General features: G+C 37.5%; 17 protein-coding genes. 7 read left to right on the top strand and 10 right to left on the bottom strand.

Translation table 11 applies throughout. The features are described 5' to 3' along the window. Positions 1-139: 139 nt before the first annotated feature. Positions 140-3,856, bottom strand: a complete 3,717-nt coding sequence (purL, locus tag IEX65_RS06465; protein ID WP_262891833.1) for a phosphoribosylformylglycinamidine synthase — start codon at positions 3,854-3,856, stop codon at positions 140-142. Positions 3,857-4,098: 242 nt separating this feature from the next. Here purL and mtaB point away from each other — a divergent pair, with 242 nt between their 5' ends. Next, positions 4,099-5,430 (top strand): tRNA (N(6)-L-threonylcarbamoyladenosine(37)-C(2))-methylthiotransferase MtaB, encoded by a 1,332-nt coding sequence (mtaB, locus tag IEX65_RS06460; protein ID WP_188765200.1) that lies wholly within the window; start codon positions 4,099-4,101, stop codon positions 5,428-5,430. Positions 5,431-5,486: 56 nt separating this feature from the next. On the opposite strand, the gene IEX65_RS06455 is transcribed toward mtaB, so the two are convergent. From IEX65_RS06455 to IEX65_RS06425, 7 genes are all read right to left on the bottom strand, one after another. Further along, a complete protein-coding gene (locus IEX65_RS06455) occupies positions 5,487-6,116 on the bottom strand; it encodes an L-threonylcarbamoyladenylate synthase (protein WP_188765199.1) in 630 nt (209 codons plus the stop codon). A gap of 90 nt (positions 6,117-6,206) precedes the next feature. Then, positions 6,207-7,568: an amidohydrolase gene (locus IEX65_RS06450; protein WP_188765198.1), complete on the bottom strand. Its 1,362-nt coding sequence runs from the start codon at positions 7,566-7,568 to the stop codon at positions 6,207-6,209. A 56-nt stretch (positions 7,569-7,624) separates the two neighbouring features. Further along, positions 7,625-8,500: a glycerophosphodiester phosphodiesterase family protein gene (locus IEX65_RS06445; RefSeq protein WP_188765197.1), complete on the bottom strand. Its 876-nt coding sequence runs from the start codon at positions 8,498-8,500 to the stop codon at positions 7,625-7,627. A 40-nt stretch (positions 8,501-8,540) separates the two neighbouring features. Further along, positions 8,541-9,869: a galactokinase gene (locus tag IEX65_RS06440; protein ID WP_188765196.1), complete on the bottom strand. Its 1,329-nt coding sequence runs from the start codon at positions 9,867-9,869 to the stop codon at positions 8,541-8,543. Positions 9,870-9,932: 63 nt separating this feature from the next. Beyond that, on the bottom strand, positions 9,933-11,111 hold the full coding sequence (locus tag IEX65_RS06435) for a thiolase family protein (RefSeq protein WP_188765195.1): 1,179 nt from the start codon (positions 11,109-11,111) through the stop codon (positions 9,933-9,935). Between the two features lie 29 nt (positions 11,112-11,140). Beyond that, positions 11,141-12,364 (bottom strand): sugar MFS transporter, encoded by a 1,224-nt coding sequence (locus IEX65_RS06430; protein WP_188765194.1) that lies wholly within the window; start codon positions 12,362-12,364, stop codon positions 11,141-11,143. A gap of 74 nt (positions 12,365-12,438) precedes the next feature. Then, the gene (locus IEX65_RS06425) at positions 12,439-13,782 is read right to left on the bottom strand and encodes a Gfo/Idh/MocA family protein (protein ID WP_188765193.1); all 1,344 of its coding nucleotides are present in this window, start codon (positions 13,780-13,782) and stop codon (positions 12,439-12,441) included. 331 nt (positions 13,783-14,113) lie between these two features. On the opposite strand from IEX65_RS06425, the gene IEX65_RS06420 reads away from it, so the two are divergent. From IEX65_RS06420 to IEX65_RS06405, 4 genes are all read left to right on the top strand, one after another. Beyond that, positions 14,114-14,536 (top strand): 6-pyruvoyl trahydropterin synthase family protein, encoded by a 423-nt coding sequence (locus IEX65_RS06420; RefSeq protein WP_188765192.1) that lies wholly within the window; start codon positions 14,114-14,116, stop codon positions 14,534-14,536. Further along, positions 14,517-15,197: a GTP cyclohydrolase I FolE gene (gene folE, locus IEX65_RS06415; RefSeq protein WP_188765191.1), complete on the top strand. Its 681-nt coding sequence runs from the start codon at positions 14,517-14,519 to the stop codon at positions 15,195-15,197. The genes IEX65_RS06420 and folE overlap by 20 nt, the downstream gene beginning before the upstream one ends. 114 nt (positions 15,198-15,311) lie before the next feature. Continuing rightward, a complete protein-coding gene (locus IEX65_RS06410; RefSeq protein WP_188765190.1) occupies positions 15,312-16,013 on the top strand; it encodes an SDR family NAD(P)-dependent oxidoreductase in 702 nt (233 codons plus the stop codon). 127 nt (positions 16,014-16,140) lie between these two features. After that, complete coding sequence (locus IEX65_RS06405) at positions 16,141-17,070, top strand: SPFH domain-containing protein (RefSeq protein ID WP_188765189.1); 930 nt, start codon at positions 16,141-16,143, stop codon at positions 17,068-17,070. A 68-nt stretch (positions 17,071-17,138) separates the two neighbouring features. Here IEX65_RS06405 and IEX65_RS06400 read toward each other — a convergent pair whose 3' ends face one another. Further along, positions 17,139-17,759, bottom strand: coding sequence for a LysE family translocator (locus IEX65_RS06400; protein ID WP_188765188.1), 621 nt, complete (start codon positions 17,757-17,759; stop codon positions 17,139-17,141). A 1-nt stretch (position 17,760) separates the two neighbouring features. Next, positions 17,761-18,309, bottom strand: coding sequence for an NUDIX domain-containing protein (locus IEX65_RS06395; protein WP_188765187.1), 549 nt, complete (start codon positions 18,307-18,309; stop codon positions 17,761-17,763). A 159-nt stretch (positions 18,310-18,468) separates the two neighbouring features. Here IEX65_RS06395 and IEX65_RS06390 point away from each other — a divergent pair, with 159 nt between their 5' ends. Both IEX65_RS06390 and IEX65_RS06385 read left to right on the top strand, forming a co-directional pair. Beyond that, entirely contained in the window at positions 18,469-20,844 is a 2,376-nt protein-coding gene (locus IEX65_RS06390) for a GH92 family glycosyl hydrolase (RefSeq protein WP_188765186.1), read from the top strand. 8 nt (positions 20,845-20,852) lie between these two features. After that, the gene (locus tag IEX65_RS06385; protein WP_188765185.1) at positions 20,853-23,441 is read left to right on the top strand and encodes a glycoside hydrolase family 95 protein; all 2,589 of its coding nucleotides are present in this window, start codon (positions 20,853-20,855) and stop codon (positions 23,439-23,441) included.

Here is a 23,441-nt window from a genome sequence, read left to right as displayed (position 1 = left end):
TATTTTGTTCACAAAGCCCCATGACTCTGTCGTGGGGTTTTTGTATTCATATCTGTGGAGCGAACTTCCAGTTCGCAGATAAAAAAACGACGGCAAGGTTCTGAACCTTGCCGTCGTTAAACTCTAAAAAAGTATGTAATTACTTCACAGCCTCAATCCACTTACGAGCATTTACAAAGGCCTCTAACCACGGTGTTACTTCATCTTCTTTGCGTTCTGGATAATTTGCCCAGTTCCAAGGGAATGTCGAACGTTCAATGTGCGGCATCATCACTAAATGACGACCAGTTTTATCGCACATCATGGCCGTATTATAATCTGAACCATTCGGATTGGCTGGATATTCGGCATAACCGTATTTTGCAACAATATTGTATTGGTCTTCTGAATAAGGAAGATTGAATTTCCCTTCACCGTGCGACACCCAAACACCTAAAGTTACACCTTCCAACGTTGAAAGCATCACCGAGTTATTTTTCTGCACTTTTACCGATGTAAAAATACTTTCGTGTTTATGTGACTGGTTGTGGTGAAGTTTGCCATGAATTTCGTGTTCTGGATTTATTAATTCCAACTCCATCAATAACTGGCAACCATTACAAATACCAACCGAAAGCGTGTCTTCACGTTTGAAGAAATTCTTAATGGCAGTATTGGCTTTTTCATTGTATAAAAATGCACCAGCCCAGCCTTTTGCTGAACCCAGTACGTCTGAATTTGAAAAACCACCAACTGCACCAATAAATTGTATATCTTCGAGAGTTTCACGACCAGAAATTAAATCGGTCATGTGAACGTCTTTTACATCAAAACCTGCCAAATACATAGCGTTGGCCATTTCTCGCTCTGAATTACTTCCTTTTTCACGAATAATTGCCGCTTTTGGTCTTGGTTTACTCGAATCAATTACTGGTTTCTTTCCATCAAACTGTATCGGGAAAGTAAATTTCAATGGTTGATTCTTGTAGTTTTTATATCTTTCAACCGAAACTCCATTTTGAGTTTGTTTAGAATCGAGTAAGAAAGAGGTTTTAAACCATGTATCTCTTAATTCAGAAACACTAAATGTGAAAGAGTCTGCATTGTTTTTTAGTGCAACAGAATCTCCTTCTACAACCGAACCAATTTTTGTGATTTCAATACCATTTTTCTCAAATTCGGATTCAACTGTTGCATCAGCTTGGAAAACAATCGCAATATTTTCGTTGAATAAAGCTTTTACAGTATCAGTTTCGTTCAAAGGACTTAAATCAAAATCAACACCGAGATTTACATCTGCAAAACACATTTCGAGCAAAGTGGTAATTAAGCCACCGCTACCAACATCGTGTCCTGCTGAAATTTTATCGGCTTTGATTAAGTCTTGTAATGTATTAAATGCCTTTTTGAAATAAGCTGCATCCTTGATTGTTGGCACTTCACTACCAATTTTACTCAAAACTTGAGCAAATGAACTGCCACCAAGTTTGAAAGCATCTTTCGATAAATTCAAATAGTAGATATCCCCGCCATTTCGTTTTAGAACTGGCTCCACCACTTTCGTAATATCTGAGCAATTTCCTCCCGCCGAAATTATCACTGTTCCTGGGGCAATTACCTCATCATTTGGATATTTTTGTTTCATTGAAAGGGAATCTTTTCCCGTTGGGATGTTGATTCCGAGTTCAATAGCAAAATCTGAACAACCTTTTACGGCTTCATAAAGTCGGGCATCTTCACCTTCATTCTTACACGCCCACATCCAGTTGGCCGAAAGTGATACCGATTTTAATCCATCTTTTAGTGGAGCAAAAACAATGTTAGAAAGTGCTTCCGCCACTGCATTTCTTGAACCTGCAACTGGGTCAACTATGGCAGTTAAAGGCGAATGACCTACTGTGGTTGCGATACCTTCTTTGCCTTTAAAATCTAAAGCCATCACACCAACGTTGTTCAATGGCAATTGCAAGGGGCCTGCACATTGTTGTTTGGCAACACGGCCACCAACGCAACGGTCAACTTTATTGATTAACCAATCTTTACATGCAACCGCTTCGAGTTGAAGCACTTGGTTGAGATAGGTTGGTATATTTTCTGTTGAATAACTTAAATCAGAGTAATTTCTTTTAATCGTTTTATCATCCATGATGAATTTTGGCGAACTACCAAACATATCCTCAATCGCAAAATCCATCGGTTTTGCACCAGTCGATTTTGATTCAAAAGTAAAACGATGACTACCAGTAATATCACCAACAGTGTACATTGGCGAACGCTCACGGTCGGCAATGCGTTTGAGGGTTTCAATATCATTTTCTCCAATTACAAGTCCCATTCTTTCTTGCGATTCATTGCCAATAATTTCTTTGGCCGAAAGGGTAGGGTCTCCAACTGGCAATTTATCCAAATCTATCAAACCACCTGTTTCTTCTACTAATTCTGATAAACAATTGAGGTGTCCGCCCGCACCGTGGTCGTGAATCGAAACGATTGGGTTATGGTCGCTTTCAACCAAGCCACGAATTGCGTTGGCAGCACGTTTTTGCATTTCGGGGTTTGAACGTTGAATAGCATTTAGTTCAATTCCTGAGCCAAAAGCACCCGTATCTGCCGAAGAAACTGCTGCTCCTCCCATACCGATTCGGTAGTTTTCACCGCCAAGAATCACTACTTTGTCACCTACGCTTGGTTTTTGTTTGATAGCTTGTTCAGCTTTTCCATAACCAATTCCTCCAGCCATCATAATTACTTTATCGAAACCAAGTTTTCGTGCATCTTCTTCGTGTTCAAAAGTCAGAACCGAACCTGTGATGAGCGGTTGACCAAATTTATTTCCGAAGTCAGATGCACCGTTTGAGGCTTTTATCAAAATATCCATCGGAGTTTGGTACAACCACGTACGCTCGTTCATTCCTTTCTCCCACGGGCGATTTTCTTCTAAGCGTGAATAAGAAGTCATGTAAACGGCAGTTCCTGCCAATGGCAAAGAGCCAATTCCACCAGCTAAACGGTCACGGATTTCTCCACCAGAACCCGTAGCTGCTCCATTAAATGGCTCAACAGTAGTAGGAAAATTATGGGTTTCTGCTTTCAAAGAAATAACTGAGTCAAACTCTTTTTCAGCATAAAAATCTGGTTTATCAGCACTTAACGGAGCAAATTGCGTAACTCTTGGGCCTTTCACAAAGGCAACATTATCTTTATAGGCCGAAACAATATCGTTTGGGTTTGTCTCGGAAGTTTTCTTAATTAATTTGAAGAGGGAAGTTTCTTTTGCTTCACCATCAATGATAAATGTTCCATTGAAAATTTTGTGACGGCAATGTTCCGAATTAACTTGTGAAAAACCAAAAACTTCTGAATCAGTTAATTTTCTACCTAATTTAGTAGAAAGATTATTCAAGTAGTCAACCTCTTCAACACTGAGCGATAAACCTTCTTGTTTGTTGTAGGCCGCAATATCTTCGATTTCGATAATTGGCTCAGGCTGAATATTAATCGTGTAAATGTCTTGGTTAAGTTCCGCATATTTTTGAGAAAGCATCGGGTCGAAGCTCGTAAAATCTGCCGAAACTGATTTAAACTCTTCGATACGAATAATACCCGAAATACCCATATTTTGAGTAATTTCTACGGCATTCGTACTCCAAGGTGTAATCATTGCGGCACGAGGGCCAACAAAATAGTCGTTTAATGAAGCGTCTTTGGTGTTTGTAATGGTGTATTTGTGGTCTGAATTGCTATTGAAGAGCCAAAGTAGTTTTTTGATGTCTTCATTTGAAAGGTTGTCTTGCGTTTGTACCGCAAATACTGTGTGTTGGCTTCCGAAGAAATGAATCATTTTGTTGCTATTTTGTAGAGGTTTTTGAAAACGCAAAATTAATTCAATTAAATGAAGAAAACGAGAAATAAAACATCAGAAAACTCGAAAATCTGAGATTCGAGCAATGAGAAAAATATGTTTATAATTCTTCTTGAAATAATGCAGTTTTATAGGGCGAAGAATCTTGAAAATTAGATTTTCTGCTAAAAACGAACTGTTTTTTAGCTAACTTTGTAGTTTAAAATAGAAAAAGGAAGTCTTCGCTCGAAGCGAAGACTTCCTTAATCGCTTAGAATATGAAAAAAGTAGCATTTTATACATTGGGTTGTAAATTAAATTACTCGGAAACTTCGACAATCGGACGAATGTTTGAAAGTCGTGGTTATCAGAAAGTAGAGTTCAATGAAAACCCTGATATTTTTATAATCAATACTTGTTCGGTTACTGAAAATGCCGATAAAAAATGCAAAAAGATTGTCAAAGAAGCCAATCGAGTAAATCCTGATGGTTATGTGGCAATTATTGGTTGTTATGCACAATTAAAACCGCAAGAAATTTCAGAAATCGAAGGGGTAGATGCTGTTTTGGGTGCTGCCGAGAAATTTCGATTGGTAGATTTATTAGGCGATTTTGTAAAGGAACCACGAGAAAAATCAGAAAAAGCTGCTGTTTTTAATTCAAATATTGAAGAAGCCGTTGATTATCATACTTCCTATTCATTAAATGACCGTACCCGTACTTTCTTGAAAGTACAAGATGGTTGCGATTATCCTTGTTCTTATTGCACGATTCCGTTGGCTCGTGGCAAAAGTCGCTCAGATTCGATAGCAAACGTAGTGAAAGCTGCCAAAGAGATTGCTGAAAGTGGCGTAAAAGAAATTGTTTTGACAGGTGTGAATATTGGTGATTTTGGCCTACAAAATGGTGTTAGAGTTGAAACTTTCTTTGATTTAATAAAAGAATTGGATGAAGTTGAAGGTATTGAACGCTTCCGAATTTCAAGTATAGAACCGAATCTTTTAACCGACGAAATCATTGAGTTTGTAGCAAAATCGAAGCGTTTTGTGCCTCATTTTCATATTCCGTTGCAGTCAGGCTCGAGTAAAGTTTTAGCATTGATGAAACGTCGTTATAAAAGAGAACTTTACGTAGAGAGGGTCAATAAAATCAAACAATTAATGCCTGATTGCTGCATTGGTGTAGATGTGATAGTTGGCCATCCTGGCGAAACTGAAGAAGAATTTCTTGAAACTTATAATTTCTTGAATGAGTTGAATATTAGTTATTTACATGTATTTACTTATTCAGAAAGACCAAATACTCACGCAGTTTCAATCAAGCCAACAGTGCCTTCAAGCAAGCGTGCCGAACGCTCAAAAATGCTTCATATTTTATCAGATAAGAAAAAGAGATTTTTCTACGAAAGCCAAATTGGAAAACAATTTAATGTATTATTTGAGGAAGATATTGAGGACGGAAATATGCACGGATGGACCGAGAATTATGTGCGTGTAACAGCCAAATACGACCCAATGCTAATCAATGAAACCAAGAAAGTTACTTTATCTTCGATAAATGATAAAATGTTGGTAGAAGTTGAGGAGGTAGAAGAATATGTGGTGCATTAAAATTTATTCGTGCATTGGTGGCATGTTGTATTCCATGAATATACGAATATTTGTCGTTACAAAAACTCGTTTAAATCGCCTAGGCCTTCACGGATAACCTCAAAGTCGTCATCGACTGCTAAAACTACCGTTGATGGTTCGATTCCACACCAACCTCCGTCGATGATAATATCAACTTTTTCGGCGTTTTGTGAATAAATCACTTCAATTTCATTGGGGTATTCTAAAATATCGTCAATATCATCTTTTACAGAAGTCGTGATGATTGGATTTCCCAACATTTCGATGATTTTTAAAGGAATTTCGTGGTCTGGAATTCGGATTCCAATCGTTTTACGTTTGGTTTGTAAAGTTTTGGGCAAATCACCAGTTGCAGGAAGAATAAACGTAAACGGGCCGGGTAATGCTCTTTTTAAAAGTCTGAAAACATTATTTGAGACTTTTGCATAAGTTGAAATATTGCATAAACCGTGGCAAACAATCGAAAAATTGTTGTGTTGGAGTTTTATTCCTTTGATTTTACTCAATTTTTCAACTGCTTTTGTATTGAAAATATCACAGCCCATCGAATAGACGGTATCAGTCGGATAAATGATTATCCCACCATTTTTTAGACATTCGACAACTTTTTGAAGTTTTCGTTCATCCAAATTCCCTTGATATAATTCAATAATTTCAGCAGACATTTTTTAGTCGATGGTCAATAGTCGATGGTCAATAGTCCACTGTCAATAGTATTTGTTTCTGTGGACTATTGACTATCGACCATGGTCTATTTATTTACTCTTTTTTGCTTTTTTATTTGTTGCACTTGCTTGATTATCAGTAGTTTTTACGGCATTCATATCCATATAATCTACCGTTAGTGCTGCTAATGACTTGATTCCAAGTGTAAAGCCAGATTCGTCGATATAAAAATCAGGTGTATGGTGTGGGGCAGGAGTTGTGCTGCCTTTGGGTTTTCCACCTAAGAAAAAGAAGAAACCGGGTACTTTTTGTTGGAAGAAACTAAAGTCTTCTGCTCCTGTTTGAACTGGCTGAACTTTCACGTTTTCTTTTCCAGCTACTCCTTCAACCGAACCAATCATTTTTTCAGTTAAAGCTGGGTCATTGTAGGTTACTGGATAGCCCGTATCAATTGTTACATCAGCTTTCGCACCAGCACTTTCGGCAATGTTTGTTGCTACTTCTTTGATTCTTCTATGAACTAAATCACGTTGTTCTGTGCCAAAAGTTCTGATTGTTCCAATCATATCCAATGACTCAGAAATAATATTTTGGCGAATACCACCGTGAATCGCACCAACTGTAACGATAGCTGGGTTCTCTGTGATATTTACATTCCTACTTACAATTGTTTGTAAACCCATTACAATTTGAGAGGCTGTAACGATTGGGTCGATACCCGACCATGGATTTGCTCCATGCGTTTGCTTGCCATTTATCTTGATTGCCAATTGGTCAACAGCTGCCATTGTAGCACCCGGACGATAGCCGATTGTGCCAACTTCAGTAACCGAGCTTATATGTAAACCAAAAACTGCATCAACCTTTGGGTTTTCCATTACACCTTCCATCACCATCAATTCAGCACCAGATTTGCCATTTTTCAATAGTTTTGGGTCATAAACACCTTCTTCGGCTGGTTGAAATAAGAACTTGACCGTTCCTGCTATTTCATTTTTCATTGAAGATAAAACCTCTGCCACACCCATTAAAATTGCAACGTGCGAATCGTGTCCGCAAGCGTGCATTACTCCCGTTTTTTGTCCGTTATAAACTGTGCTAACAGTAGATTTAAAAGGAATATCCACACGTTCGGTAACTGGAAGTCCGTCCATATCGGCACGAAGAGCTACCACTGGACCAGGTTTTCCGCCTTTTAAAATTCCAACAACACCGGTAACCGCCACATTTTCCTGTACCTCAATTCCGAGCGAGCGAAGATGGTCAGCTACAATTTTAGCTGTTCTTATCTCCATGTTTCCAAGTTCTGGATGCTCATGGAAATCACGACGCCAAGAAATAACTTTTTTCTCGATGGCATCAGCACCAGCATTGATTTTTGGTTTAAGAGCAGATTGCCCAAATGTGAGGCCGCAGGAAATACACAGGGCCGTGGTTAGGATTTTTTTCATTGGTTTTATATTAGTTTAGTATATTCAAATATAGTCAAAATTCGGTTAGGTAGTGTTTATTTTGTACTAATTGCTTTGAATGCTTCAATGGCTCGGTCGGTTGAAAGTATATCTGCACCATTTTTCACCCATTCGTGGTATAAATTATCGCCTTTTGCGGCTGTCATCTTATCAAGGTTTCCAAGTGTTCCGAGAATTGTGCAAATACCTTTTTGGTGTAGAAACGCATTGAATTCTTTGTTTGGCTCACGAGTTCCAATAAAGGCGACCATATTTTTATCGGGAATTCCAGCATTTTGGTATCGTTCGTATTCTTTCATATCACGAATCGTAACTGAAATCATCAAATTTGGGTTGAGCTTGTAAACTTCTTTCGCTTGATTTACATCATAAGTGATAATGACAGAATATTCTTCGGCTTTTAGTTTTTCAACCATCTCAACTACTTTTCGGTATGGTGTATTTCGTTTTACATCAAGCGTGAAAATTACTTTATTTCTTCCCCAATTTAAAACTTTTTCGAGTGTAGGTATCTCAAAATTAGTCAAATTTCCTGCGTTGTCTTTCAATTTTACCGACTTGAAATCTGACCAGTTTTTTTCGATAATTTTTCCTTTTCCAGTGGTTGTGCGGTCGAGTGAATTATCGTGCATCATCATCAATACGCTATCTTTCGTGTATTCGATGTCACATTCGATGATAGCGGGCATTTGTTTGGCCAAATAATCAAATGATTCGATGCAGTTTTCTGGATAACCCGCAATGTCACCACCACCTCTATGGGCAGAAATCATTGGCTTGAAATTTTCATTGTACTTCAAAAAAGCCATTAAGCCTTTTTTCGGTACGGCTACATAGGTGCTTGATTTAGAAGTTTTACAACCATAAATCAGCACGATTATCAATGAAGATAAGGCAAATATTTTTTTCATTTTGTGGTGAAGTGTAAAATTATAAAAAGGCTTTTGGTAATTACTCAAAGAAAACCAGTGAATTTTGATTGGTTTGCTCTTGGTAATCTTCAAATAGTTGTTTGGCTGATTGAAGTCCTTTTTCGCCATACACCATCAAACAGACAGTTCCGCCACTTCCTCCACCTGTAATTTTTGCCCCGTAAACGCCATTTTGATAGCCTTTTATTCTTGCCATATTCACAATTTTATCAGTCATTTCATTGCCCAGTCCACAATTATTATAACTTTCGTGTGCCTGGTACATTAGTTCTCCCATAATTGGAAGCATATCTTCGTAATTGTGTTCGTTTACTGATTTTAATAACTGTTTGAAAGAATTTACACGATAGTTTTCGTAAATCGGGTGTTTTGCACAAGCCTTAATATTGTAAAAAGTATCAGGTTTAATGACTGAAAGAGAGTCGGTAACTACACCAAAATCATGGATAAAATCTTTGCCATACATTGAGTTGAGGCTACGAGCAAAATCTGCTTCAAATTGAGATGGACAAATGTTACTCAAAAAACCACCAAATGGTAATTCTGAATTTTTCTTCGCTCTTAAATCTTCTTTTGAAACGCCTATTTTTTGTGCAATGATTGAATATCCCATGAAGGCTGCTGTGCGTACTTCGCTGTATGACGCACCACTTACAGCGTGTTTTACACCGCTATCAATTCCCACAAAGTATAAGTTTTCGGGAATTTCTACTAAGTCATAAAGTTTGTCGGGTTGGCATAAAATAGGTAGTAGCTTGTTGTTATCACCGAAATAAGAGGCAAGTTGGTCCATTAAACCACATGGAGCCCCGACAACCAAATTCTCGGCCATTTGTGCCAATTTGGGTAGTTCAGTATCAGTTAATTCTACATGGAAGAGTTCAGTAATTGCTTTTAAGGTGGCCACTTCAAGTGCTGCCGATGATGAAACGCCTTTGCCAACAGGTACTTCAGATTGTATCAAGATGTCGAGGCCGCCTAATTTTACCTTTTTCTCATTGCTTAAAACTAAATAACAGCCAACAATATAAGATGCCCAATCTCCGCCTTCTATATTTCTTAGGTATTTCTGAGCTTCGTTGTAGTTGTTTGGAATCTCATCTAAATCAATATAAATTTCGTTTTGAGAGGTGATATCCAAACTTTTGATGTGAAGTTGATTATAATTCCTGATTCCGATAGTAGCGGTTGCTTTCTGTGAAATTGATTTTTGCAAAACCATCGAACCCGAATAGTCGGCTATTCCACCCATTACGTCCATTCTACCGGGAGAAGTGGCTTGCACTAATATTTGATTAGGACCAAAAAACTTTTGTAATGCACTACTTGAATCAGAATTTACTTTCATTTCAATAAAAAAAACCTTACGAGATATAATAAGCTCGCAAGGTTTGAATTTTGTTTATAAATATCAAATTTTTTCAATAATAATGGCACTTGCACCTCCGCCACCATTACAAATGGCTGCCATACCAAACTTGCCTTTTTTTTGATGTAATACGTTTATTAGAGTCGTAACAATTCTTGCTCCTGAGCAACCAAGTGGGTGTCCGAGCGATACTGCTCCACCAAAAACATTTAGTTTTTCGTGACTAATATCAAAATGTTTGGCAAAAGCCATTGGAACTACGGCGAATGCTTCGTTTATTTCAAAGTAATCAATATCGGCTATTGTTAAACCTGCTCTTTTTAGTGCTTTTTCAGCGGCAATGATTGGGGCAGTCGTAAACCACTCTGGTTCATGTTCGCCATCAGCGTAAGAAATTATTTTAGCTATTGGTTTTAAACCGTTTTTCTCAACTGCTTCAGATGATGCCAAAACCAAAGCAGCTGCACCATCGTTGATTGTTGAGGCATTGGCTGCTGTAACGGTTCCTTCTTTGGTAAAAACAGGGCGTAAAGTTGGAATTTTTTCAAAATTCACGTTTTTGAACTCCTCATCTTCGGCAATTACTTTTACATTTCCTTTTCGGTCAGTGACTTCTACTGGAGTAACTTCATTTGCAAAAGCACCACTTGCCCAAGCTTCGGCCGAACGTTTGTATGATTGAATTGCAAAGGCATCTTGTTCTTCTCGGCTTATTTCAAACTTTTGGGCAGTTGCATCGGCAAAGCAGCCCATTGCTTTGTTATCATAAACATTCGTTAGACCATCTTTAGCTAAGCCATCAATCAATTCGCCATTGCCGTATCCGTAGCCATAGCGTGCTTTTGATAGATAAAATGGTATGTTCGACATACTTTCCATTCCACCAGCCACAACGATATCGTTTTGACCCAATTCGATAGACTGGCTACCAAACATGATTGACTTCATGCCCGACGCACAAACTTTATTGATGGTCGTTACGTTGGTTTTATTGCTCAAGCCAGCTCCGAGTGTTGCCTGACGTGCTGGTGCTTGACCAACATTTGCCTGACACACATTTCCATAAAGAACCTCTTCAACTTGATTTTGGTCGATACCTGCTTTTTCGATAGCTGCTTTAATGGCCGTAGCTCCGAGTGTTGGAGCTGAAATGCTTGCTAATGAACCACCAAAACTACCGATTGGTGTGCGTACAGCTGAAATTATAAATGATTGTTGCACAAAAATGTCGTTTTACTAAATTGAAAAATTTACCAAGACTTCTTTTTGTAACCAAGCATAGCAAAATATAAAACAAAAGCATACAACGGAATCATGATTGCGTAGGCCGTTTGAGAACTGTGTAAAAAGTCAGCCAAACTGCCATAGACAAGTGGTAAAATTGCTCCACCTGCAATCATCATAATTAACCAAGCCGAACCAGTTTTGGTAAATTTACCGAGACCATCAATGGCAAGTGGCCAAATGGCTGGCCACATGATGGCATTTGCTAAACCTAATATTGCTATGCAAAGCACAGACGTAAAGCCTGTGGTTACTAATGCAAATATAGTAACGATTATGCCAAAAATAGATGAAAGTTTGAGCCAAGTTTGTTGAGAAACGTATTTTGGTATCAAAACTATGCCTAAAACGTAGCCAAGCATCATCAACCATAGTGTATAGGTACCAAATTGGCTGGCTTCTTCACTCGAAAATCCCAGTGAAATTCCGTAACTTATGATAGAATCACCGGCAATTACTTCAACACCAACGTAGCAAAATAAGGCAATTAGACCCAATACTAAATTCGGGAAATCAAAGATGCTTGTTTTGGCTAAGTTTATTGAATTGTCGTTGCCTTCTTGTTCTTCGCTTACTTCTGGTAAACCTTTGGTCAATAAAATTAATACCGCCAGTGCAATCAAAACGCCAGTAAGTATCATGTACGGAGTGATAACTTTTGCGAGTTGTTCTTTTGATGAAAGAGCCGCACCTGCTACACTACCTGCCAATAAAATTCCACCAAAAACTTTTTGACTGATGATTCCTGCTGTTTTATTGGCAATTCCTAAAATACTAATACGTTGTGCAGCACTTTCTCGTGGCCCAAGGATTGTTGCATAAGGGTTTGATGCTGTTTGTAAAAGTGTCAAGCCAATGCCAATCGTAAATAAACCTGCCAGAAACAAGGGATACGATTCTGCTTTTGCGGCAGGCACAAAAATAAAAGTACCAATTGCCATGATTGCCAAACCAACCGACATTCCCTTTTTAAAACCAACTTTCTTTAAAACATACGATGATGGAATGGCCATTACTGTATATGATATAAAGAAAGCGAAGGTTACCAAATATGAGTTGGCGTTGCTCAAGCCAAAGGCTGTTTTGAAGAAAGAAATGAGCGTTCCGTTTACCCAAGTTACGAATCCGAAAACGAAGAATAAAAGTCCAATAATTATTAATGGGCCGGTGTAGTTTTTATTTTCTTGCATAAAAATCTTTTTAGAGTTTAGTTTTAAATTGAAAACCTTTAAAGCCCATGAAAGACCCTAAAGGTTTTTGTTTATTAATAATTATCGTTTAAGCCAAAGATTGGTTTGTTGGTTTTCCATTTTCCACGAGTAAAATCAGGAATTTCTACTGGAGAACTGCCACGAGCAATTGACAACTCAGAAAGTGGACTGATTGCACTCCAAGCGGCAGCGTCATAAACGTCAATTGGAGGAGCAACTTTGTTTTTGACTGATTCGATAAATGCACGAAGTACGAAAAAGTCCATTCCACCGTGACCCGCATTTACGGCATCTTGCTCAAAACGTTTCCAAAGCGGGTGGTCATATTCTTTTTGATAGTCGGCAAATGGTTCCCAAGCGTCATGTTTTTTAGAAACACCTTCTAAATAAATCTGATTGCCATCGTTCATCCAAATACCTTTTGTTCCTTGAGCCCTGAAGCCCAACGAATATGGACGTGGACTGTTTGTATCGTGAATAATGACAATATTTTCGCCATTAGCACATTGAATCGTAGTGGTTACAATGTCTCCGAGTTTGAATTTTACTTTGGCATTCGGATGATTTTCTCCACCATTTTCTACAATATAATTGTGCATACCACGAGATTTTGTGGCAATTGAAGTCAAATATTCAAATTTGTTTCCACGATTAATGTCCATCCAGTGAGCAACAGGCCCGAGTCCGTGCGTAGGGTAGAGGTCACCATTTCTATCGACCGAGTGTTGTGTTCTCCAACGTGCTTCACTGAAACCTTTTTCTCCGAACTCTACGCCTTTACCGTAAGCTGATTTCCCATCATTTAATTTTACAAAACGCAAATCATGTTGGTAGCCGCAATGTCCGTAGAGCATTTCTCCGAACATTTTTTTGCGAACCATGTTCAAAACCGACATTATATCACGACGATAACACACATTTTCGAGAATCATACAGTGAGAACCAGTCTTTTCATAAGTGTCAACCAAATCCCAAGATTCTTGGAGCGTAACAGTTGCCGAAACTTCTACACCTGCGTATTTACCTGCTTTCATAGCTGCTACCGACATGGGTACGTGCCATTCCCACGGTGTCGCAATGATGATTCCGTCGAGGTCATCACGCTTTACCATATTTTCAAAATCTCGTTCACCTTTGGTATAAGCAACAGGCTCTTTTTTCTCAAATTTTTTGAAAATTTTATTTGCCTCAGCAATTGAATTAAGGTCAATATCACAAATGGCAGGAATTTCTACATCTGAGCGATAAAGTGCTTGTTGGAGGTGAGTACGTCCACGAAGGCCGACGCCAATAAAGCCGAGTCTTACTTTTTTATCTTCATTTAGATTTTGTTTTTTTACAATAAATGGAATGCTTGAGGTTGCCAAGCTGGTTGAAAGAAAATTTCGACGGTTCATATTCAGGTTGGTTTGAAGATGGTATTACAAACAATTATGTTGATTTGTGTTTCAAAGATAAAATAAAAAATTTTTATAATTAAATGATTAATAAAAAATATAATCTTTTTTGGTTTGAATAGATAAAAAATATTTTAATCTGAGTAACTAAAAAATTAAGGTAAATATTTTTTTTGAAAAAATCTTGAACAAAATAAAAATACCACTTGTTAGTATATTTGAAACTGTTTCTTTAGAACGATTTAACCACCGTTCGGTAGCCTACAAGTGTTGTACACAACCTTTGTAATGACTGTTTGGCTAACATTTTATTCATTTTTAAACATCTAATTTGGAATATCAAAAAAAGAGAGTTGCTGTGTTGCGAAAAGAACACTTCAATGCAGCTCATCGTCTCCACAATCCTGAGTGGAATGCGGAAGATAATGCCCGAATCTTCGGAAAATGTAATAATCCGAATTTCCATGGGCATAATTATGACCTGATTGTTCGACTGTCGGGCGAAGTTGACCCAAAGACAGGTTATGTTTTCGACATGAAAATTTTAAGTGATTTAATCAAAGAAAACGTTTTGGATAGATTTGACCATAAAAATCTAAACTTAGACGTCGAAGAATTTAAAGAACTAAATCCATCGGCTGAAAACATTGCTATTGTGATTTACGATATTTTACGAGAAAAAATATCGCACGATTATGATTTGAAAATTACACTTTTTGAAACTGAACGAAATTATGTCGAATACCCAATTTAAAGAAAAAACTTTTGTGAACGATTTATTACTCGACGACCAAGACCATCCGTTTACTAAACTCGAAACACCTCTTCGTGAAGATGCTTTTGATTTGAACGATGACGAAAAAATTGAAATAATAGAAAAACATTTCAAAGAAATCATGCTTACGCTTGGCCTTGACCTACAAGATGAAAGTCTTCGTGGAACCCCAAAACGTGTAGCAAAAATGTACGTAAAAGAATTGTTTTCGGGACTAAACCCAGAAAATGAGCCAGCAATGACACTCTTCACCAACGAATATAATTATAATGAAATGTTGGTTGAGAAAAATATCCAGTTTTACTCATGCTGCGAACACCATTTTGTGCCAATTGTAGGAAAAGTTCATGTGGCATACATTTCAAATGGTAAAGTAATTGGTTTATCGAAATTGCACAGAATTGTGAATCATTTTGCTCGTCGCCCACAAGTACAAGAGCGTATGACAATTCAGATTGGTAATGCCATCAAAAATGCCTTAATGACTGATGATGTAGCGGTTTATGTCGATGCTGACCACCAATGTGTTTCGTCTCGTGGCGTAAAAGACCAAACGAGTTCAACAATTACATCTTTTTACAGCGGTGCTTTCAATAAGGAGGAAAAACGTAGCGAATTTTTGAAGGTGCTTAGTATTTAATGTAGAATTGAGAATGGATAATTGACAGTGTTCAAAACAATTTAACTAACTATCGGTTTAAAATTGTAGAGGTTGAAATTATCAATTATCCATTTTCAATTATTAATTATAGAAATGTCTTTCAAAGGAAAAAATTACCTTATTGTTGGAGCAAGTTCGGGAATCGGCTTGGCTCTTGCACAATCATTAATAGAAGCGGGTGCTAATCTTTTTACAGCTTCTCGTACTCAACCCAATTTACAATCTACACATATCACTTGGGATGCAGCAAATCCTGATAGTCAAGTTTTTAGTTCACTTCCTGCCACACTCGATGGCGTTGCTTACTGCCCAGGAACAATCAATTTAAAGCCATTCAACCGATTTACAAATGAAGATTTCCAAAAAGATTTTCAGATAAATGTCTTGGGTGCAATAAATGTCATTCAAGCTATTTTACCCAAATTAAAGGCTTCTGGTAACGCTTCAGTTGTATTGTTTAGCACAGTAGCTGTACAAACAGGAATGGGTTTTCATGCTTCGGTAGCGGCATCAAAAGGAGCAGTTGAAGGCTTGACTCGTTCTTTGGCAGCCGAATATGCTTCATCAAAAATTCGCTTTAATGCCATCGCTCCCTCATTGACCGATACGCCTTTGGCAAAAATGTTACTTTCCTCGCCCGAAAAAATTGATGCTTCAAACAAACGTCACCCACTGGGAAGAGTAGGAACAAGTACTGACATCGCAGCTGCTGCCAAACTTTTATTGTCTGATGAAGGTAGCTGGATTACTGGCCAGATTCTACATATTGATGGTGGAATGGGTAATTTGAAGTAACATTATCGCCGATAAATATATTTTTTGCAAATATTCCTTGTGATTTTACCATTTGTCAAGATTTTAGATTAGGTTGCTACTTTCAAAGTACATTTGACCATTCATTTAACCAAAACCGTAAAACACAATGGGAGCAATCTTCTTTATCGTATTTGCATTAGTCATTCTTTATTTATCAGTTGTTATTGTTCAGCAAGGCAATGTTGCCGTAATCACGGTATTCGGGAAATATAGCCGAATTATGACCCCTGGGTTAAATTTTAAGATTCCGTTCATAGAGTTTGTATTCCGTACAATTTCGATTCAAAATCGCTCTGCGGAGTTGCAGTTTCAGGCTATCACTAACGACCAAGCCAATGTTTATTTTAAGGCAATGTTGCTATATACAGTAACTGATAATTCGGAAGAACAAATAAAGAATGTAGCATTTAAGTTTGTTGACCAAGCCAACTTTATGCAAGCCTTAGTTCGCTCAATCGAAGGTTCGATTCGTAGTTTTGTGGCTACCAAAAAGCAAGCTGAAATTTTAGGATTAAGAAACGAAATCGTGACGGATGTAAAAGCAAATCTTGACCATATTTTGAATGGCTGGGGCTATCATTTACTCGATTTACAGATAAATGACATTACATTTGACGAAGAAATCGTGAAATCAATGTCTCGTGTGGTGGCTTCTAATAACCTCAAAGCAGCTGCCGAAAATGAAGGACAAGCATTATTAATTACAAAAACCAAAGGTGCGGAGGCTGATGGAAATGCAATCAGAATTTCGGCTGAAGCTGAGCGTGAAGCAGCTCGTTTACGTGGACAAGGCTTAGCTCAATTCCGTGAGGAAATTGCAAAAGGTATGGCTGTTGCTGCTGCTGAAATGGAAAAAGCACATCTTGACCCATCAATTATTTTATTCTCGTTGTGGACAGAAACCATGCGTCAAGTTGCACAAGATGGAAAAGGTAATGTGATATTTATGGATGGTTCGGTCGAAGGATTTGATAAAACCATGAAGCAAATGATGGCTTTGAATCAGAATTCGGAGAATAAGCAGAAAGGAAAGTAAAACAAGTTTCCAACTTGTTGAAAATTACATGAGCCACACCATTTTGCAAAGGTGTGGCTCATTATTTTTTACGCAACCAACATTTTATAGGCATCCCAAACCATTTTCAAGCCTACACCGATGAAAACCAAACCTGAAATATATTTAATGTAGAGAATCGTATTATCGTTGAGTTTAGTTTTGATTCGGTCGGCAAAAATAGCGAAAGCTGATTCTACCACAAAAATCATGATGATACAAGTACTAAAAAATAGAATTTCATCAAGTGAATCATATTTATAACCTTTCAAAGTTGCCGAAACGAGCATCCAAGATATAAAATTGACTGGATTGATTACATTCAGAAGAAAACCCTTGCCGAAGAAATAGAAGAATCGAGCCAACTTAAATTCCTGCATTTTTGATGGTGCTTTAGGTTTACGAAACTGCACTAATCCTAAACTTATAAGCAGAAATGCACCAAAAATACGTGAATAAAGACCAAAGTTTGGAATATCTGGTAGAAATGAAGTGCCGAGAAAAGCAATTGATACCATGATTATATCGCCAAAAACTACACCAAGTGAGATTTTAACGCCAGCTTTGTAGCCATACTGAATACTATCTTGAATAAGAGCAAAAAAGACACTGCCGAAGCCAAAACTAAGCACAACACCAGTGACAAAACCAAAAATTATAGCTTCAAGCATATCAAAGACCTTTTAAACGTGCAACTTTCAGAATACCCGCCACACTCATAGAGTCGGTTATTTTATCGGCCAACACCATTTCGAGAGCTTCTTTCAGCGAAACTTTCTTTACTTGTAATTGCTCCGTATCTTCGGGTTGACTTTCAGATTGGGTTATTTCTTCGGCAAGAAAAATATAGGCAACTTCATTACAAACTGAGTTTGATGTATGAAGTTTTGAGATTAAAGACCAATTTTGAGCAATTAAGCCAGTTTCTTCTTTTAATTCACGCTTGGCGGTTTCAAGCACTTCTTCTCCATCGGGGCAGCCTCCTTCTGGAATTTCCCATGAATATTCATTCAACGGAAAGCGATATTGCCCCACCAACCATGTATTACCATCTTTATCAATTGGCACAACACCAACTGCAATATTTTTGAAATTTACAGTTCCATAAATCCCTTTTCCACCACTCGGATTGATGACATTTTGGTGGACAACCTGTATCCAATTATTTTCATACTTGACCTCTGAGTCAAGAATTTGCCACGGATTTTTTTCTTCATTCATGGAGCAAAAATAGAATAAAATCACAAACCATAAAAACTTTGTGTTGAATGGTTATGACCCTACAATGCCTAAAGGATTGATTTTTATACTTTTTCAAGATTTTATTGTAAGCAAGCAGAATTCTTTTGTAACTTTCGTTTCCCTAATCCTTAACCTTCAATGAAGACATCGACAACAAAACTTTCACTTCAAACATTTTTTGTATTTCTATTTTCAGTTCTATCAATTAACGCCCAAAAGGCTCCAGTTGACTACGTAAACCCTTGGGTTGATTCAGCAAACTCTCGTTGGTTTTTCTTTAATTCGGCAAGCCGCCCATTTGGAATGGTTAATCTTAGCCCCGATAACGGTGTAAATGCAGATTGGGGAGCTGGCTACCGCTATAATTCTGATAGTATCAAATGCTTCAGTCATATTCATGGTTGGCAATTATCTGGCGTGCCTGTAATGCCCACGGTCGGAGATTTTAATGGACATTTAGGCTCAAATGTTTACGGTTCTAAGTTTTCACATTCCAATGAAATCGTAAAGGCAGGTTATCATAAAGTTGTATTAGATGCTTATGCCATCAAAGCTGAATTGACCTCAACTACTCGTGTAGGTTTTCATAAATATACATTTCCTAAATCTGATAAAAGCCATATTTTGTTCGATTTTGCAACCTTCTTAGGGCCTTCGGATACACAAAAAGGTTTTGTAAAAAAAGTCTCAAATACTGAAATTGAAGGATATGCTATTATGGCTCCAACAATTCGTCGTCCTAAAACCTTAACTGTATTTTTTGTAGCACAATTTGATAAACCTTTCGATGCTTTTAAAGGATGGAGCAAAGGAAAACTTGAGGATGTAGATGGCCAAATTGAAGGAGAGAAAATTGGAGCGTATGTGAGTTTCAAAACGCAAGCTGGCGAAGTCAGAAAAATGAAAGTGGCAATTTCATACGTAAGTGAAGAGCAAGCTCGAATCAATTTAAAATCAGAATTATCACACTGGGATTTTGAAAAATGTGTAATCGATAGCCGAACAGATTGGAACAATTGGCTTAGTAGAATCCAAGTTGAGGGTGGAACCGAAATAGAAAAAGGCAGATTTTATACTGATTTATGGCATGCTTTACAAGGTAGAAGAATAATTTCGGATGTTAATGGAAAATATTCGGACATGACTGGGGCAGAACGTCAGATTCGACAAATTCCTCTTGATGCCAATGGTAAACCTAAGTTTACTCATCATAATTTTGATGCCATGTGGGGGGCTCAATGGTCATTAAATACGCTCTGGCATTTAGTGTATCCTGAAGTTACTGAATCATTTATCAACTCAATGTTGCTCATGTACAATGATGGTGGCTTGATTCCGAGAGGGCCAGCTGGTGGAAATTATACTTTCGTAATGACAGGAGCTTCTTCTACACCATTTATTGTAAGTGCCTATTTGAAAGGTATCAGAGGTTATGATATCAATAAAGCTTATGAAGGACTTAGAAAAAATCATTTTCCTGGTGGTTTAATGAGTAAAGCGGGCTACGAACACAATACTTTCAAAGGCGGGGGCATTGAGTACTATTTAGAGCGTGGTTATGTGCCGCACCCGATGAGCAATATTCGATATGGTTTTCATCAAGATGGTTCTACTCAAACCTTAGAATATGCTTATCAAGATTATACTTTGGCTCAAATGGCAAAAGATTTAGGAAAATCGTCTGATTATGAGTTATTTATGAAAAGAGCAGAGAATTATAAAAACATTTGGAATCCTGAAATTGGTTGGATGTGGAATCGAACCCTTGATGGAAAATGGGCCGAACCAGTAGATATTTTACGCTATGATAACGGTTGGGAAGAAGGGAATGCTGCTCAATATACTTGGTTTGTTCCGCACGATATGCAAGGTTTAATTAATTTGGTTGGAGGAAAAGAGGCTTTTACCCAAAAATTAAATTCTTCATTTGAGAAAGCTCAAAAACATGATTTCGTTTCGGGAAAATCGCATGATAAAGAAACACTCGAAGAGTTCAGAAGGGTTTATATCAATTACGGAAATCAACCTTGTATGCAAACAGCCTTTTTATTCAATTTTTCGGGTGCTCCGTGGTTGACTCAATATTGGACTCGTCAGGTGATAGAAAAAGTATATAGTGGAATCTCTCCAGAATATGGATACAGTGGCGATGAAGACCAAGGACTGATGGGAAGTTTATCAGTTTTATTAAAAACAGGTATTTTCTCAACTAATGGAGGCACTACTCCAAAGCCTTTTTACGAAATCAGTAGCCCAATTTTTAATAAGATTACTTTCAAGCTTAATCCTAAATATTACAAAGGAAAACAGTTTGTAATTGAGGCAAAAAATAATTCTAACAAGAATGTTTATATTCAGTCGGCTCAATTGAATGGGCAACCTCACGAAAAACCGTGGTTGTGGCACGAAACGCTTGTCAATGGTGGAAAATTATTGCTGAATATGGGTGCTAATCCAAATAAAAACTGGGGAAGTGCTGAAAAAGATTCACCACAGTCAATGTCATCAAAGTGATTTGAATCATGAAAAAAATAGTATTTTTCTTTCTGTTTCTGATTTATCAAATCGTACTTCATGCACAAAATCATGAACTTTGGTACGATAAACCTGCTTCAGTTTGGACAGAAGCTCTTCCACTCGGAAATGGCTACATGGGAGCAATGGTTTTTGGAAATCCAGAACAAGAGCATCTACAACTGAACGAAGGAACACTTTATACTGGCGACCCAAAAGGTACATTCAAAAATATCAATGTCAGAAAGTCATTCAAGGAAGTTACAGATTTATTGAATGCTAAGAAATACCAAGAAGTCCAAGCCGTAATAGCAAAAGAATGGCTCGGTAGAAATCATCAATTGTATCAACCAATGGGCGATTTTTGGATAGATTTTGAGCATAAAAACAATACAGCTTCAGATTATAGAAGAAACTTAAATCTTTCGACTGCAACTGCCTCCACAAGTTATAAAATTGGTAAAACTACCTTTAAAAGAACGTATTTTGCCAGTTACCCCAACCATGTAATAGTTATAAAATTACAAGCTGAGGGAACTGAAAAAATTAATTGTACTTTAAGGTTTACAACTCCACATCAATCAACAACTCATTTTGAAGCAAAAGGAAATGCACTAACAATGCAAGGTAAAGTAGCAGGTTTTGGATTGAGAAGAAGTTTTGAACAAGTTGAAAAACTGGGCGACCAACATAAATATCCCGAACTTTATGACAAATCGGGTAATCGTAAACCAGAAATAGAAAACATGCTTTATGCAGAGAAAGCTGATGGGTTGGGAATGTCTTTCGAGTCGGCTATTAAAGCATACAATAAAGGTGGAAGTCTCGTTAGTGATAAAGATAAAATTATTGTAAAAAACGCTACTGAATTGGTGCTGGTTTTTTCGGCTGCAACAAGTTTTAATGGTTTTGATAAAAGCCCTGCTTATGAAGGTAAAGACCCCAGAAAACTCGTAGAAAATTATTTTAAGGCAATTCAAGGAAAATCGTTTGATGTTTTATACAAAAATCATCTTTCAGATTATAAAAAATTATACGACAGAGTTGAACTTGAATTAGCGGCAGAAAGCCCACAATCAAAATTAACGACTGATAAACGCATCGAGTTGTTTTCTAACGGAAAAGACCCTTCTTTTCCTACACTTTACTTCAATTATGGCCGATATTTGATGATTGCAGGTTCAAGAATTGGGGGGCAACCACTCAATCTTCAAGGGATTTGGAATGACCAAATGACTCCGCCGTGGAATGGTGCTTATACAATCAATATCAATGCCCAAATGAATTACTGGCCAGCCGAAGTCACAAATTTGTCTGAGTGTCAAGAACCTTTTTTTCAAGCAATCAAGGAATTGGCAATTAATGGCCAAGAGACTGCCCGAAATATGTATGGAAATGAAGGTTGGGTTGCACATCATAACACCGATATTTGGCGACACACCGAGCCAATAGATAATTGTAATTGCTCGTTTTGGCCAATGGCTGCAGGTTGGTTAACAAGTCATTTTTGGGAGAAATATCTTTATAATGGTGATAAAAAGTTTTTAAAAGAAGAAGTTTATCCACTTCTGAAAGGAGCTGTACAATTTTATCAAGGTTGGCTGGTGAAAAATGAAAATGGGTATTTGGTTACTCCAGTAGGACACTCGCCTGAACAAAATTTTCTTTACGGCCAAAATAAACAAGGCACATTTAGTGCTGGTCCAACTATGGATGTGGCCATTATACGAGAATCAATGTCTCGGTATGTTGAAGCGTGTAAAATATTGGGGATTGAAGAACCTTTATTGAAAATAGTAAAACAAAACTTTATACAACTTTTGCCGTATCAAATTGGTAAATATGGTCAGTTGCAAGAGTGGCAAGAAGATTTTGAGGATGCTGATGTGCAGCATCGGCATTTTTCGCATTTATATGCCTTTCATCCAAGTAATCAAATCAATCAGTTTACTCCAGAATTAACTTCGGCAGTCAAGAAAGTCATGGAACGTCGTGGAGATTTAGCTACGGGATGGTCGATGGGTTGGAAGGTAAATATTTGGGCAAGACTACATGATGGCGACCATGCTTTGAAATTATTGACTAATTTATTCAAATTGGTTAGAAGTCATACCACACACATGGAAGGAGGGGGAACTTATCCTAATTTATTTGATGCACATCCGCCATTTCAAATTGATGGAAATTTTGGAGCAACGGCAGGAATTGCTGAAATGCTTGTGCAGAGCCACGCAGGAGAAATCCATCTGTTACCAGCCCTTCCGAAAGAATGGCATACAGGGCATGTTAGAGGATTGAAAGTACGTGGTGGCTTTGAATTAGATATGACTTGGGAAAATGGTAAATTACTAAAAGCAACTATTTATTCTAAAATAGACGGAAATTGTAGAGTTAGAACTAATGAAAAGCTGATAATCAATCATATGCAAGCCAAAATCGCTGAAGGAGCAAATCCTAATCAGTTCTTTAGCTTTGTTAAGGTTGATAAGCAGATAATTAAAGACTCTTCAAAATTATTAAAACTTGAAGAACCAAATGGCTTTGTCATTGATTTTTGGACTGAAAAAGGAAAAAAATACGAAGTAGTCACAAAATAA

The organism is Emticicia aquatilis, from assembly GCF_014644295.1.
Taxonomy (GTDB): Bacteria; Bacteroidota; Bacteroidia; order Cytophagales; family Spirosomataceae; genus Emticicia; species Emticicia aquatilis.
This window is presented reverse-complemented; position numbering and strand designations above follow the sequence as displayed.